The organism is Vogesella aquatica, from assembly GCF_028548455.1.
Classification (GTDB): domain Bacteria; phylum Pseudomonadota; class Gammaproteobacteria; order Burkholderiales; family Chromobacteriaceae; genus Vogesella; species Vogesella aquatica.
In genome coordinates, this window is sequence record NZ_JAQQLF010000006.1 from 41,056 (window position 1) to 54,969 (window position 13,914).

Genomic DNA, 13,914 nt, shown 5'->3' on the forward strand with positions numbered 1-13,914 from the left:
GTTTAGTCTGCGTCAGCAATATTGTTGTTATCGGTTTCCGGGAAACAGGCAAACATGAAGCGGCGCAGGATGGCCTGCTCGGCGCGCTGGCGTTCGCGCTGCGGTACGGCGATACGCGCAATCAGGCGGTATTCTTTTTCTGATGCAGGCTGCAGGGAGATGCGCGGCTCTACCGATGGCGTATCCATCATCAGTTTGTGTTCCAGCATGGCCATATGGTGGCGGGCATCGGCCAGCCACGGGGCGCACACGTCGCCGGCGATCTCTTGCAGCTGTTGCTCTGCGCGGGCCGGGGTGATGCGGTAGGGTAGCGGGATGGTGATGAGGTGCATCACGTACTCGCCGGTAAAGTTCTCGCGCACCACCGGGTGGGTTAGCAGCAGGCTGTTGGGGAAGCTGACCGACTTGCCGGTTAGTTGGTGCGAGTCATGGCGCGGGCCGATTTCGATCAGCGTGGTGCTGAGCATGGTGATGTCCTGCACCCGCCCGCGCATGCCTTGCAGTTCGATGATGTCGCCCAGCTCGTAGCTGTTGGAGATGGAGCGCACCAGGCCGCCGCCCAGGCACATCAGCAGCTCCTTGGTGGCCACGACCAGTGCGGCGGCAAAGGCCACCATGGACAGCGCGATGGTTTGCAGCTCGCGCGCCCAGATAATCACGAAGCCCGCCAGGCCGATGACGATCATGGCGTTGCGCACATTGATCGCCCAGCGCCGGCGGGTGTCTACCGGCACCTGCGGGTTGGCCGCAATGGCGCGCACGATGCTGGCGTGTACCAGCAGCAATACCAGCACCAGTACGGCGGAACGCAGCAGGTCGGCGCCGTAGTCGTGCAGGATGGGTGCGAGCCAGGCGGGCATGGGCAGGGTGACCGGCATCAGTCGTTCAGTTTGACAGCGTGCTCACGGGTTTCGTGGAACACGATGTCCGGCCAGCGTTCCTGCGTCAGCGCCAGGTTGACGCGGTTCGGTGCCAGGTAGGCCAGGTTGCCGCCGGCGTCGGTGGCGATGTTCATGGTCAGTGCGTTGCCGAACTCTTCCAGCTTCTTGCGATCGTCGCAGCTGAACCAGCGCGCCGACCAGATGCTGCACGATTCGAACACCGCGTCCACGCCGTATTCGGCGGCCAGGCGGCTGGCGACCACTTCAAACTGCAGTACGCCCACAGCGCCCAGGATCAGGTCGCCGCCGTTGTGCGGCTTGAATACCTGTACCGCGCCTTCTTCGCCCAGCTGTTGCAGGCCTTTTTGCAGCTGCTTGAGCTTGAGCGGGTTCTTGATGCGCACGCTGCGGAACATTTCCGGTGCAAAGAACGGAATGCCGGTAAAGGTGAGCTCTTCGCCTTCGGAGAAGCTGTCGCCAATCTGGATATTGCCGTGGTTGGGGATGCCGATGATGTCGCCGGCAAAGGCTTCTTCCACGATTTCGCGGTCGTGCGACATGAAGGTCACCACCGACGAGGCGGCGATGTCACGGTTCAGGCGCAGGTGTTTCATCTTCATGCCGCGCTCGAAACGGCCGGAGCACACGCGCAGGAAGGCGATGCGGTCACGGTGTTTCGGGTCCATATTGGCCTGGATCTTGAATACGAAGCCGGAGAACTTGCCTTCGGTCGGCGCAACGTCGCGCACGGTGGCATCGCGCAGCTGCGGGGCCGGGGCCCAGTTGATCAGCGCGTCCAGGATCTCGCGGATGCCGAAGTTGTTGATGGCCGAGCCAAAGAACACCGGTGTCAGCTCGCCGGCCAGGAATGCTTCCAGGTCCCACTCGTTGGAGGCACCTTGCACCAGCTCGATCTCCATGCGCAGCTGTTCCATTTCCAGCGGGAACAGTTCGTCCAGGCGCGGGTTGTCGATGCCCTTGATCACCTCGATATCGGTAATCAGCTTTTCGCTGCCGGCTTCGAACAGGATCACTTCGTCAGACAGCAGGCTGTACACGCCGCGGAAGGCCTTGCCCATGCCGATAGGCCAGGTGATGGGGGCGCAGCGGATCTTCAGCACGCTTTCCACCTCGTCCAGCAGCTCCAGGCTATCGCGCACTTCACGGTCGTACTTGTTCATGAAGGTCACGATAGGGGTGTTGCGCAGACGGCAGACGTTCAGCAGCTTGATGGTTTGCTCTTCCACGCCCTTGGCCGCGTCGATCACCATCAGTGCACTATCCACGGCAGTCAGCACGCGGTAGGTATCTTCCGAGAAGTCCTGGTGGCCCGGGGTGTCCAGCAGGTTCACCGTATGGTCGCGGTAGTCGAACTGCATCACCGACGAAGCCACCGAAATGCCGCGCTGCTTCTCGATTTCCATCCAGTCGGAAGTGGCAAACTTGCCGCCCTTCTTGCCTTTTACCGTGCCTGCCATCTGGATGGCGCCCGAAAACAGCAGCAGCTTTTCGGTCAGCGTGGTTTTACCGGCGTCAGGGTGGGAGATGATGGCGAAGGTGCGGCGCTGCGCAACTTCTTCGGCAATACGGGTCAGTTCGGCGGACATGGATGCTCGTCTGGTAAAGATTCGGAAAAACAGGCGATTGTACTGCATTCTGGCCGTTTCATAGAAGCCGCTGCAGCTTGTGCGGCCAACCTTTTGCCGCGTATCGCCTCGTATTTGCAGTGCAACACGGTACAATCGTGTTTTCGGATGTTTGCGGAGCCAGCAGAATGTTTACCGGTATCGTGCAGGGCATGGCCACTGTGGTGGCGGTGGAAGAAAAAAACCAGTTTCGTACCCACCAGGTACGCCTGCCGGCGGCGCTGCTGCCGGGCCTGCAGATCGGCGCCTCGGTAGCGCACAACGGCTGCTGCCTCACCGTTACCGCCATCGAAGGCGATGTGGTGAGCTTTGACCTGATCGCCGAAACGCTGCGCCTGACCAATCTGGGCCGCTTGCAAGCCGGCGACGCGGTCAACGTGGAGCGCGCCGCGCGCTTTGGCGACGATATCGGCGGCCACAGCATGTCCGGCCACATCATCAGCACCGCTACAGTGAGCGACATCGTCAGCAGCCCGGATAACCGCACGCTGTGGTTTGCGCTGCCGCGCGAACTGATGAAGTACGTGCTGATCAAGGGCTATATCGGTGTAGACGGCTGCAGCCTGACCATCGGCGACGTGCGCGACGACGGCTTCTGCGTGAACCTGATCCCGGAAACGTTGCAGCGCACACTGCTGGGTGCGCGCCAGGTGGGCGATGTGGTGAATATCGAGATCGACCCGCAAACCCAGGCCATTGTCGATACCGTGGAGCGCGTGTTGGCCGCACGCGGCGCTTGATTGCCGGGCGGGTAGCCCCATCTATAAATGAATTACTCCTGCATGGCGCGTGGCGCCATGCTCCATAGCAGCCAGGCGCGCCGCAGGCGTGCGGGAAGGACGACACAATGAGCATTGCCCCGATCCAGGAAATCATTGCCGACATCAAGGCCGGCAAAATGGTGGTGTTGATGGACGCGGAAGACCGCGAAAACGAAGGCGACCTGGTGATGGCCGCCGAGCACGTAACCCCGGAAGCCATCAACTTCATGGCCAAACACGGCCGTGGCCTGATCTGTCTTACCCTCACCGAAGAGCGCTGCAAGCAGCTGAATCTGCCGATGATGGCCACCAATAACGGCACCAGCTTCGGCACCAACTTTACCGTGTCCATCGAAGCGGCCGAGGGCGTAACCACCGGCATTTCCGCCGCCGACCGCGCCCACACCACGTTGGTGGCGGTGGCGCGTGATGCCCGCCCCACCGATATTGTGCAGCCTGGCCACGTGTTTCCGCTGAAAGCGCAAAAGGGCGGCGTGCTGGTGCGCGCCGGCCATACCGAAGCCGGCTGCGACCTGTCGCGCCTGGCCGGGCTGGAGCCTGCCTCGGTGATCTGCGAGATCATGAACGACGACGGCACCATGGCACGCCTGCCGGAGCTGCTGGAATTTGCCAAGGAGCACGACCTGAAGGTTGGCACTATCGCTGACCTGATCCACTACCGCAGCCGTACCGAGTGCTTTGTCGAGCAGGTAGGGCAGCGCCTGGCCGAAACGCCGTTTGGTACCTTCCAGCTGCACGTATTCCAGGATGTACTGACCCGTGCCACCCACCTGGCGCTGGTATGCGGCCAACCCCGCGCCGACAAGGAAACGCTGGTGCGCGTGCACGAGCCGCTGTCGGTGATGGACCTGCTGGACCCGCTGTCCGGCAAGCACAGCTGGACGATCCCGAACGCGCTGGAAGAAATCAGCGAGCGCGGCTGCGGCGTGGTGATCCTGCTGCATCGCCCGGAATCCGGCGCCGACATTCTGGCGCGCGCGCTGCCCGAGCAGGCGGAAAAAGGCCCGCGCCAGCGCTGGGACAGCAAGACCTTCGGTATCGGTGCGCAAATGCTGCGCGCGCTGGGCGTGGGCAAAATGAAGCTGATGGCGTCGCCGGTCAGCCTGCCATCCATGACCGGTTTCGGCCTGGAAGTCACCGGCTTTGCGCAACCTGAACACGTGCACGTGGATTTGGATTAAAATACGCCCCTTTCTAGATTTGGCTGTCGCCGCAAGGAGAACCGCATGCTGGACCAAGTAAACCGTATTACCCCTGATCTTTCCGGCAAAGGTCTGAAGATTGGCGTGGTAATGTGCCGCTTTAACGAGCTGGTTTGTCATGGTCTGCGTGATGCCTGCCTGGCCGAGCTGCAAGTACTGGGCGTGGCGCCCGCCGACGTAACCCTGGCCACCGTGCCGGGCGCGCTGGAAGCCCCGCTGGTATTGCAGACCATGGCCAAAACAGGCCGTTTTGACGCGCTGATTGCGCTGGGCGCGGTGATCCGCGGCGAGACCTATCACTTTGAGCTGGTGTCCAACGAATCCGGCGCGGGTATCACCCGCGTGGGCCTGGACGCCGGCATCCCGATTGCCAACGCCATTCTCACCACCGAAAACGACGAGCAGGCCGAAGTCCGCATGTCGGTAAAAGGCCGTGAAGCCGCCCAGGTGGCAGTAGAGATGGTCAATCTGCACAAGACCCTGCGCGGCTAAGCTGCCGCGCCTGCTCTTTAGATACAAGGAAAGCTGTAATGAAAACCGCCCGCCGCCGCGCCCGTGAGTATGCCGTACAGGGTATTTACGAGTGGCAGCTGAATGCCGACCGCCCGGCATCGCTGATTGAAAAGCACCTGCGCGAAAACGACTACTTCGTGAAGGCTGACGAAGCCCTGTTCCGCGAAATCCTGTTTGGCGTGCTGCGCGATGCTGCCGACCTGTCCAAATACCTGGTGCCTTACTACGAGCGTGACGCTGCCGAAGTCAGCCCGGTAGAGCGTGCCATCATGCTGATGGCGGCTTTCGAGCTGATCTCGCACCCGCAAACCCCGTGCCCGGTGATCATCAACGAAGCCATCGAAATCGCCAAAACCTTTGGCGGCACCGACGGCCACAAATTCGTTAACGGCGTACTGGACAAGCTGGCTGCCGACGTGCGCGCCGACGAAGTCAAGGCTATCCGTAGCCGCCGCCAGGCAGACTGATATCGCGGCAGCCTGCGGGCTGTACCGCCAGAGCCCGGCTATGCCGGGCTTTTTTATTGTTGGTGTATTTGCCGGATGGGCTTTTGTTCCCCGGATGCGCCTGCGGCTTATCCGGGCTACGGTCCTATCCGGGTGACGGTTTTCCGGGTGCTGGCAAGGTTTTTCAAAGGTTGGCCGCAAGCAGGCTTGTGGCCGAATGTGGTGGTAACGGCATGACCGAATTTGATCTGATACGGCGGCACTTTACCCGCGCCGCGCCCAATGCGGTGCTGGGCGTAGGGGATGATGCCGCCATTGTGCGGCCAACCCTGGGCTGCGACTTGCATGTGTCTACCGACATGCTGGTAGAAGGGCGCCATTTTTTTGCCGATGTTAGCCCGGAGGCGCTGGGGCACAAGGCGCTGGCGGTGAATCTGTCCGATATGGCCGCCATGGGCGCCACCCCGCGCTGGGTGACGCTGGCGCTGGCCTTGCCGCGGCTGGACGAGGCCTGGGCGGCGGCGTTTGCGCGCGGCTTTTTTGCCCTGGCCGCCGAGCACGGCGTGAGTGTGGTGGGTGGCGATACCACGCGCGGCCCGCTGACGCTATCGGTGACCATTTTTGGCGAAACGCCGCACGGCCAGGCGCTGCGCCGCGACGCCGCGCAAGTCGGTGACGATATCTGGGTGTCCGGCCAGCTGGGCCTGGCTGCCGCAGCCCTGCAGCAGCGGCTGTCGGGTAGCACCGAGCTGCTGCCGGCGGATTGCCTGCGCAAACTGGAGCGCCCGCAGCCACGCGTGGCGCTGGGGCGCGCCTTATTGGGTGTGGCGCACGCGGCGCTGGACGTGTCCGACGGCTTTGCCGCCGACTTGTCGCACATCCTGGCGCGCTCCGGTGTAGGGGCGCAGGTGTGGGTGGAGGCCTTGCCCATGCACCCGCAGCTGGCGGCCGAGCGTAGCCGCTGGCTGGCGGCCATCGCGGCGGGTGGCGACGACTACGAATTGTGCTTTACTGCCGCCCCGGCGCAGGCAGCGGCGGTGCAGGCTGCTGCCGCGCACGCTGGTGTGGCGGTGCACAAGGTTGGCCGCATCTTAGCGGGTGAGGGCTTGTGCTTGCTGGATGCAAGCGGGCAGCTTGTGGCACTGGAAAGGTTGGGTTATGACCACTTCGCTTAAGCCGGATGTGCGCTTTTTGCTGCGCCACCCGGCGCATTTTCTGGCGCTGGGCTTTGGTAGCGGGTTGATTACGCCGGCGCCGGGTACCTGGGGCAGTATTGCCGCCTTGCCGCTGGCGGCGGGTCTGCATCTGGCCGGTGTGCAGGGTGTGATGCTGGCCTGGCTGGCGCTGCCGATGTTTGTGCTGGGGGTGTGGGTGTGTGGTGTGACGGGCCGGGCGCTGGGCGTGGCTGATAGCGGCCATATCGTGTGGGACGAAATCGTGGCCATGCTGCTGGTGCTGGCGGCGGTGCCGGCGACGCCCGTGGCGTGGTTGGCCGCATTGCTGGCGTTTCGCGTGTTCGATATCGTCAAGCCATGGCCGATACGCTGGCTGGATGCCCGTGTGCACGGCGGTTTTGGCGTGATGCTGGACGATGTGGTGGCAGCGCTGTTTGCCGTGCTGGTGCTGTGGTCGGCATTGCCGTATCTGCCGTGATTCATTGATAAGGGGGTGGTGATGCGATGGTGGCAAATGGCCATGCTGGGTGGTCTGAGTGGTTTGACGATGTATGTCCTGGTGCCGCAGCCGCAGCGGTCGCTGCTTTTTGATGTGCTTTGTCTTTTGGCCTTGTTCATGGTTGCGGCAATCAGGCAGCAAAAAATGGCACCGCCATCTCCGCATTCGGCAAGCAAGTTGCGCCGCCTGCAGTTGGCTATCCCGTTCTTTGGTGGCTTGCTATTGGCGTATTTTCTGGCCTTGTTTTTGTGATGACAGCTTGGCGGTTTATTGCGCGCACGCGACTCGGGCAATGCAGGAAATGAAAAAAACCCAGCACCAGGCTGGGTTTTTTCTTTGCTGCTACCGCAAGCTTATTCGCTGCGTGGGCGACGGTCGCCGCTGCCACCTTGGCGCGGGCCGCTGCTGCTGCGGTTGCGGTCGCCGTAGCCACCGCGGTTGCCGCCGTAGCCACCACCCGGTTTGCGGTCACCGTAGCCGCCGCCGTTGCTGCGACGCGGGCCACCTTTGCCAGCCGGACGGCCTTTCGGTGGGCGACGGGTCGGTTCCAGGCCCTGGATAACGGCTTCGGTCAGCTGGCGCTTCAGGTACTGCTCGATACGGCGTACGCGGTGGAACTCGCGCGATTCGGCGATGGTGATCGCTACGCCGCTACGGCCGGCACGACCGGTACGGCCAATGCGGTGTACGTAGTCTTCTGCCTGTTTCGGCAGGTCGTAGTTCACTACCAGGCCAATGCCCGGTACGTCGATACCGCGAGCGGCGACGTCGGTGGCTACCAGGATCTTGATGCGGCCACGACGCAGGTCGTTCAGCGTGCGGTTACGCCAGCTTTGCGGCATGTCGCCGTGCAGGCAGGCAGCGCTGTAGCCCATGTCGGACAGTTTGTCAGCGATTTCTTCGGAGCCGATTTTGGTGGCGGTAAATACGACAGCCTGGTCAAAGTTGGCTTCTTTCAGGATCGCATCCAGCAGGCGCTGTTTGTGATTGTTGTCGTCTGCGTACAGCAGGTGCTCTTCGATATTGCCGCTTTCCTCTTTGCGCTCGATCTCGATGCGCTGCGGGTCGCGGGTCATGCGTTCTGCCATTTTGCCTACGATACCGTCCAGGGTAGCGGAGAACAGCAGGGTCTGGCGTTCGCTAGGGGTAGCGGCCACGATGGTTTCGATGTCTTCGATGAAGCCCATGTCCAGCATGCGGTCGGCTTCGTCCAGGATCAGCATTTCCAGGCGCGAGAAATCGATACGGCCGGAGCGCATGTGGTCCATCAGGCGGCCTGGAGTGGCCACGATGATATCAACCGGGCGCGACAGGGCGCGGGTCTGGAAGCCGAACGATGCGCCACCCACCAGGGTAACGGTACGCAGCCAGCGCAGCTCTTCGCCGTATACCAGGGCGTTCTTTTCTACCTGCTGGGCCAGCTCGCGGGTAGGGGTCAGTACCAGAACGCGCGGGCCGTTGCCGGCGCCTTTGGAGCGCTCGCTGACACGGGTCAGTGCTGGCAGCAGGAAGGCGGCGGTTTTGCCGCTACCGGTTTGTGCCGAAACAAGCAGGTCGCGACCAGCGATGGCGGCAGGCACGGCTTCGCCTTGTACCGGGGTCGGCGTGTCGTAGCCGGCTTTTTCCAGTGCTTTGGCAATAGCGGGGGCCAGCCCCAGGTCGGAGAACTTCTGCATGGTGAATCCTTTCAGTCCGGCGTGATGCGCCGGTTGTGAGCCCGCTCGGGGTTACAGGTCATCGAACCAACCTGACAAGCGGCGAACAGCAGTCCTGAAAGGACGAGGCGGAAACGAAGCCAAATAGGGTCAGATGCGATGAAATCGTAGAGGCCGGCGGCGCGGGTGTTACCGCCAGCAATTTCGAGAAGGGCGCATTCTAATGAAAATAATTCGATTGCGCAAGGGTTTTTAAAGTACAGGCTATGCAAGTGACTGATTTTTAAAAAGCCATCCGAATTGTATGCAAAAAAAAGCCATTAGCAGCGCGCTAGCCAGCCCAAGGTGTCTGCACTTGTTGCCGTTGGCCGATATTCAGCGCCCAGCCAGCCGGTATAGCCATTTTTTTCAATAAAATCAAAATAATCAGGCAGGGGCAGGGTGCCACTGCCGGGTTCGCCACGGCCCGGGTAGTCGGCAAACTGGATATGCGCGGTTTGCGGCAGATGGCGCGCCAGCAGGGCCGGAATATCCAGATTCATGCGTGCGGCGTGGTAAATATCGATTTGCAGCCCGATGCCGGCTTGCGGCAGCTCGGCCAGCAGCAGGGCGACTTCGTCTGGTGTGCGCAGCAGAAAGCCTGGCATGTCCAGGTCGTTGATGGCTTCGCAGCACAGGCGCAGGCCGTGCGGGGCAAAGAAATCGGCGGCCAGCTGCAGGTTGGCCGCCAGTGTGGCCAGGCAGGCCTGGCGGCTATACCCTGCGGCCAACCTGCCGGGCAGGATATTCAGTAGCGCTACGCCCAGCGCCTGCGCGTAGTGCAGCGCCTGCGGCAGGGCAGCAGCAAAGTCGTCGCGGCGGCCGGGGTGGCTGGCCAAACCGGGGCCACCTGTCATCAGGTCGCCTGCCGGCACATTGATCAGGATCACCGGCGTGCCGGTAGCGCGGGCTGCAGCGGCTAGCGCTTCGGCTGGGTGGTCGTAGGGGAACTGGATCTCTACCGCGCCAAAGCCGGCTGCTGCAGCCTGGGCAAAGCGCTGCAGCAGCGGGTATTCGGTAAACAGTAGCGACAGGTTGGCCGCAAAGCGTGGCATGGTTTACTCCTGTGACAGGTAGTGCAGCAGCAGGCTGCTAAGGTCGTGCTGGGCGTGCCCGGCCTGGCAGTGGGCGTGCAGCAACGCTTGCGCCTGGCTGGCCATGGGCAGCGGGCGCTGCGTGGCATCACCCAGTGCGGTGGCGTTGTTCAGGTCTTTCAGTAGCGTGGCGGCCTTCCACTGTACCGGCGCAAACTGGCGGGCGGCCATGCGCGGGGCCAGGATCTGGAACGGCAGCGAGTCGGCAAAGCCGCCGGCCAGTGCCGGCGCCAGCAGGCTGGCATCTACCCCCGCGGCCTCGGCCAGCTGCACGGTTTCGGCAATCAGTGCGGCGGTGCTGGCGACGATCAGCTGGTTGCAGACTTTGCTGACCTGCCCGGCGCCCACGTCGCCCATACGGGTAACGCGCTGGCTCAGGTGCGCCAGCAGCGGGCGCAAGGTGTCGATATCGTGCGCATCGCCGCCGGCCATGATCACCAGCTGGCCGCTTTCGGCGCCTTTGACGCCACCGGAAACCGGCGCGTCCACCCAGCGCATGCCGCAGCTTGCGGCCAACCTTTGGGCAAACTGGCGGGTGGCGTCGGGGGCAATGCTGGAAAAGTCCACCAGCAGCTGCCCGGCGCGGCCGTGCCCGGCAATGCCGCCTGCGCCAAATACCACGCTTTCTACCGCGGCAGTGTCCGATACGCACAGCATGATGATGTCGCAGCGCGCCACCAGTGCGGCGATGCTGGGCGCCGCGTTGGCACCGGCCGCCTGTAATGCAGCGGTTTTGCCTGCGCTGCGGTTCCATACGTGGAGCGGTACGCCGGCGCCCAGCAGGCGCTGGCACATGGGTTGGCCCATCAGGCCCAGGCCGATGAACCCCGTTTGTAGTGACATGGTTTCCCCTTCTGGTGGCTTGCCTCGATGCTAGCGTAGCCACAGGGGCCGTGTCGCGCGGTAAAAAAAAGCGGGCCGGCGAAGGCCGGCCCGTAAAGTAGATATTGCAACAAGGGAAGGTCGCCGGTGGCAGAACCGCCGGCTGCACCCACGCAGAGCTTGCTAGCAAGCAAAAGCGTATGCCCAGCTTACGTCAAGCCCATTGGCATGGCAATGCCGGCGGTAGATGTGCAGCCGGCATGGTGGGGGTGCGAGCCGTTTGCGGTACAATCCCGCCTTTTTTTGCGAAGGGATAGTGGTGGTGAACGATTTGCACAGTGCCCGTTACCAGGCGTCGCGCCCTTGGGCCAAGCGCGTGGCGCAGCTGTTTAGCCAGCTGGCCAGCCGTGAAGACGCCTGCGCCCAGGCCGCGCAGGTGGTGCAGCGCGAGCTGGCGCAGCTTGCCGGGGTGTACACCATCAATGACACCCAGCGTGAAACCGAATTTGTGCTGGCCGAGGCCTACGGCCTGTTTGTGCGCGATGGCCGTCGCGCCATGGCCTTTGCCCCGGATCTGGCGCTGGCGCTGCAGCACACCCGCCCGCTGGCGGCACTGCCGGCGGTCTTGCCCTTGCCCGCAGGGGCGTTTCTGCTGAGCTTGCCGGGTGAGGCGGGCAGTGCGGCTGCGTACGTCACGCACGATGCCGCAGCGCAGCGGCTGGACATTTTGCTGCTGATGCCGGACTTTGCCCCGGCTGGTGTGCCCTGTTACCAGCGCATGGAGGCGGCGCTGACCTTGGGCGTGGCCTACCCGGGCTCGGTGCAGGTGCCGGATTCGCCGGCACTGGCCAGCTGGAAGCCCTGGCTGGAGAGGCTGTTTGCCGGGCTGGCCATGCTGGCCCAGCCGCAGCTAACCCTGGCCGAGCAATGGCAGCCGGCACCGTCTGCTGCCGATGCGCAGCTGCTGCATAGCGGTAGCGCCCGTGACAAGCAGCGTGTGCGTGCGGCGCTGCTGAAGGCGGGGGCACAAGAAGTATTGCTGGCGCAGCGTGCCGGCCTGCAGCCACTGGATGGCGAGCTGAAAGCCGGCTACTGGCGCACGCAGGCGGGCAAGGCTGGCGAGCGTCTGGTGTGGGTAGCGCCGCGCCCTGCATAAGCACGGCAGGCATGAAAAAACCGCAGCGCTGTGGCCTGCGGTTTTTTTACGGCAGTGGTAGCCGGTTATTACAGAAACTGCACGATCAGGCTGCGCAACGTACTGATCTCGAATGGCTTGTCACAGATGGCCGACACGCCTGCTTCTTCTACCGCGGCCAACCGCGTTTCGTCCTGCTCGCCGGACACCATCAGGATAGGTACCGACATTTGCGGGCTGAGCGTGCGTACGTATTCGATCAGCGCGCGGCCGTCCATCTCCGGCATGTTGTAGTCGGTGATGATCAGGTCGAACTGGGTGTCCTGCAGCAGGGGTATGGCCGACATGCCGTTGGCCGCTTCTTCGATCTGGTCAAAGCCCATGCGTTCCAGCACAGTGCGCAGGTAATGGCGCGAGGTGCTGCTATCGTCCACCAGCAGTACGCGCTTGGTGTCCAGGTCGTAGTGCTCCAGCTCGGCGCGGGTTTCTTCGGTATTCAGGTAGTCCAGCGCCGAGCACAGCGCACGGTCCAGCTGGCGGGTGGTAAACGGCTTGGGCAGGATGGCCAGCGCACCCGCCTGGCGAATGGCGTCCAGCTGCTGGGCGCGGGTTTCGCTGGAGATCAGCACGTAGGGCATGTCGCGGATTTCGCCGTCGGCGCGCATGGTCACCACCAGTTCGGCACCGGTCATGTCCGGCAAGTACATGGCGCTGATGGTGATATCCGGGCGCGGCAGCTCGCGCATGCGCGCCAGGCCTTGCGTGCCGGTTTCCAGTAGATCGATATTCTCTATACCCATTTCCCGCAGGTGATTCTGGATGATGAGCCTTTGGGTGCGGGAAGGCTCGATCAGGCAGACCATCAGGTTTTGCAGATCAAACATGCTGTTTTCCTGTTTTGCTTTCTTGCAAGCATAGACACTAGGCCGCTTCAGGTCTAACCCATCTGCTGAAAACCTTATTTCTATAAGTCTGACTTGTGGATTTTGCCCGCATTGCGTTGCTCGTTTGCTGCAGTTTCTTCCAGCCAGTGACAAAAAGCATGGATGGCTACGTCGTCCATGGCCGCGCGCGGCGCGATCCAGCAATAGTCGCGCACCGGTACCACCGGCTGCCGCAGTGGCGCCACCAGCTTGCCGCTATCCAGCGCCTGTTGCGCCATCGGCAATGGCCCCAGCACCACGCCCAGGCCGTCCATGGCGGCCTGTAGCGCCAGTGAGAAGCGGTCAAAATGCAGGCTGCTGGCCGGCTTCAGTTCCGGCACGCCCGCCAGCGTAAACCAGCGCTGCCATTGGGTTGGCCGCGTGTCGGCGTACAGCAGCGTGTGGTGTGCCAGGTCGGCCGGCTGCTGTATGGCTTGGCGGGCCAGCAAGGCCGGGCTGCACAGGGGTAGCTCCCATTCTTCCAGAAACGGCTTGGCCAGGTGGCCCGGCCAGTCGCCCGGGCCGCGGCGAATGGCGATGTCGAACGGGGTGTCCAGCCGGCTGATATCGCGGTCTGACGTTACCAGGTGCAGGTCGATATCCGGAAAGCGCTCCCGGAAACCCTGCAGCCGTGGTAGCAACCAGAACAGCGCAAACGTGGGGGTGGAGTTGATCGATAGCCGCCGCTGGCGGTCGGGCTGCAGCAGCTGGCTGGTGGCGTTGGCGATCAGGTCCAGCCCGTCCTGCACCTGTACCAGGTAGCGCCAGCCGGTGTCGGTGAGTTTTACGCGCCCGCCGCTGCGCTCGAACAGCTGCACGCCCAGCCATTCTTCCAGCTGCTTGATCTGCTTGCTCACAGCGCCATGGGTAACGTGCAGCTCGTTGGCCGCAGATGAGAAGCTTTCCAGCCTTGCCGCAGCTTCAAAAATGCGCAAGCCGTTGAGGGGAGGGTAAGTATTCATGGCTGTGATTTTATCTCACAATCTATGTTTCGATTACTCGTTTGTGCATGTATCGCCAAGCGCGTAATCTTCACGAATCATAGCCGGGAGTCGTAGTAATATCCCGGATGGTTGCCGGCAGCCCGCACCCGCTGCCGTCA

The 13,914-nt window shown here is 62.8% G+C and carries 15 protein-coding genes; 8 read left to right on the top strand and 7 right to left on the bottom strand.

Annotated elements, in window-relative coordinates; all coding sequences use genetic code 11:
- Window positions 1–2 precede the first annotated feature (2 nt).
- Entirely contained in the window at window positions 3–878 is an 876-nt protein-coding gene (locus PQU95_RS05390; protein ID WP_272751042.1) for a mechanosensitive ion channel domain-containing protein, read from the bottom strand.
- The gene (locus PQU95_RS05395; protein WP_272751043.1) at window positions 878–2,488 is read right to left on the bottom strand and encodes a peptide chain release factor 3; all 1,611 of its coding nucleotides are present in this window, start codon (window positions 2,486–2,488) and stop codon (window positions 878–880) included. Before PQU95_RS05395 ends, PQU95_RS05390 begins: the two co-directional genes overlap by 1 nt.
- Window positions 2,489–2,655: 167 nt before the next feature.
- Between PQU95_RS05395 and PQU95_RS05400 the strand changes: the two genes are divergently transcribed.
- From PQU95_RS05400 to PQU95_RS05430, 7 genes are all read left to right on the top strand, one after another.
- Window positions 2,656–3,267: a riboflavin synthase subunit alpha gene (locus PQU95_RS05400; RefSeq protein WP_272751044.1), complete on the top strand. Its 612-nt coding sequence runs from the start codon at window positions 2,656–2,658 to the stop codon at window positions 3,265–3,267.
- A 107-nt stretch (window positions 3,268–3,374) separates the two neighbouring features.
- Window positions 3,375–4,490: a bifunctional 3,4-dihydroxy-2-butanone-4-phosphate synthase/GTP cyclohydrolase II gene (gene ribBA / locus PQU95_RS05405; protein WP_272751045.1), complete on the top strand. Its 1,116-nt coding sequence runs from the start codon at window positions 3,375–3,377 to the stop codon at window positions 4,488–4,490.
- Between the two features lie 45 nt (window positions 4,491–4,535).
- Window positions 4,536–5,003: a 6,7-dimethyl-8-ribityllumazine synthase gene (ribH, locus tag PQU95_RS05410; protein WP_272751046.1), complete on the top strand. Its 468-nt coding sequence runs from the start codon at window positions 4,536–4,538 to the stop codon at window positions 5,001–5,003.
- Window positions 5,004–5,041: 38 nt separating this feature from the next.
- Entirely contained in the window at window positions 5,042–5,491 is a 450-nt protein-coding gene (gene nusB / locus PQU95_RS05415; RefSeq protein WP_017509401.1) for a transcription antitermination factor NusB, read from the top strand.
- 212 nt (window positions 5,492–5,703) lie between these two features.
- Window positions 5,704–6,645 carry a thiamine-phosphate kinase gene (gene thiL / locus PQU95_RS05420; RefSeq protein ID WP_272751047.1) on the top strand — a complete coding sequence of 314 codons (942 nt, stop codon included), beginning with the start codon at window positions 5,704–5,706 and terminating at the stop codon, window positions 6,643–6,645.
- Complete coding sequence (locus tag PQU95_RS05425; RefSeq protein WP_272751048.1) at window positions 6,629–7,123, top strand: phosphatidylglycerophosphatase A family protein; 495 nt, start codon at window positions 6,629–6,631, stop codon at window positions 7,121–7,123. The genes thiL and PQU95_RS05425 overlap by 17 nt, the downstream gene beginning before the upstream one ends.
- 42 nt (window positions 7,124–7,165) lie before the next feature.
- Window positions 7,166–7,396 carry a hypothetical protein gene (locus PQU95_RS05430; RefSeq protein ID WP_272751049.1) on the top strand — a complete coding sequence of 77 codons (231 nt, stop codon included), beginning with the start codon at window positions 7,166–7,168 and terminating at the stop codon, window positions 7,394–7,396.
- Between the two features lie 101 nt (window positions 7,397–7,497).
- Here PQU95_RS05430 and PQU95_RS05435 read toward each other — a convergent pair whose 3' ends face one another.
- The 3 genes from PQU95_RS05435 to PQU95_RS05445 form a co-directional block, all read right to left on the bottom strand.
- Window positions 7,498–8,820 (bottom strand): DEAD/DEAH box helicase, encoded by a 1,323-nt coding sequence (locus tag PQU95_RS05435; RefSeq protein WP_017509774.1) that lies wholly within the window; start codon window positions 8,818–8,820, stop codon window positions 7,498–7,500.
- A 299-nt stretch (window positions 8,821–9,119) separates the two neighbouring features.
- A complete protein-coding gene (locus tag PQU95_RS05440; RefSeq protein ID WP_272751050.1) occupies window positions 9,120–9,893 on the bottom strand; it encodes a hydroxypyruvate isomerase family protein in 774 nt (257 codons plus the stop codon).
- Window positions 9,894–9,896: 3 nt separating this feature from the next.
- On the bottom strand, window positions 9,897–10,775 hold the full coding sequence (locus PQU95_RS05445) for an NAD(P)-dependent oxidoreductase (RefSeq protein ID WP_272751051.1): 879 nt from the start codon (window positions 10,773–10,775) through the stop codon (window positions 9,897–9,899).
- A gap of 301 nt (window positions 10,776–11,076) precedes the next feature.
- Between PQU95_RS05445 and PQU95_RS05450 the strand changes: the two genes are divergently transcribed.
- Entirely contained in the window at window positions 11,077–11,910 is an 834-nt protein-coding gene (locus PQU95_RS05450) for a hypothetical protein (RefSeq protein ID WP_272751052.1), read from the top strand.
- A 68-nt stretch (window positions 11,911–11,978) separates the two neighbouring features.
- On the opposite strand, the gene PQU95_RS05455 is transcribed toward PQU95_RS05450, so the two are convergent.
- Both PQU95_RS05455 and gcvA read right to left on the bottom strand, forming a co-directional pair.
- Window positions 11,979–12,773: a response regulator gene (locus PQU95_RS05455; protein WP_272751053.1), complete on the bottom strand. Its 795-nt coding sequence runs from the start codon at window positions 12,771–12,773 to the stop codon at window positions 11,979–11,981.
- An 80-nt stretch (window positions 12,774–12,853) separates the two neighbouring features.
- On the bottom strand, window positions 12,854–13,774 hold the full coding sequence (gcvA, locus tag PQU95_RS05460; protein ID WP_272751054.1) for a transcriptional regulator GcvA: 921 nt from the start codon (window positions 13,772–13,774) through the stop codon (window positions 12,854–12,856).
- Window positions 13,775–13,914 lie beyond the last annotated feature (140 nt).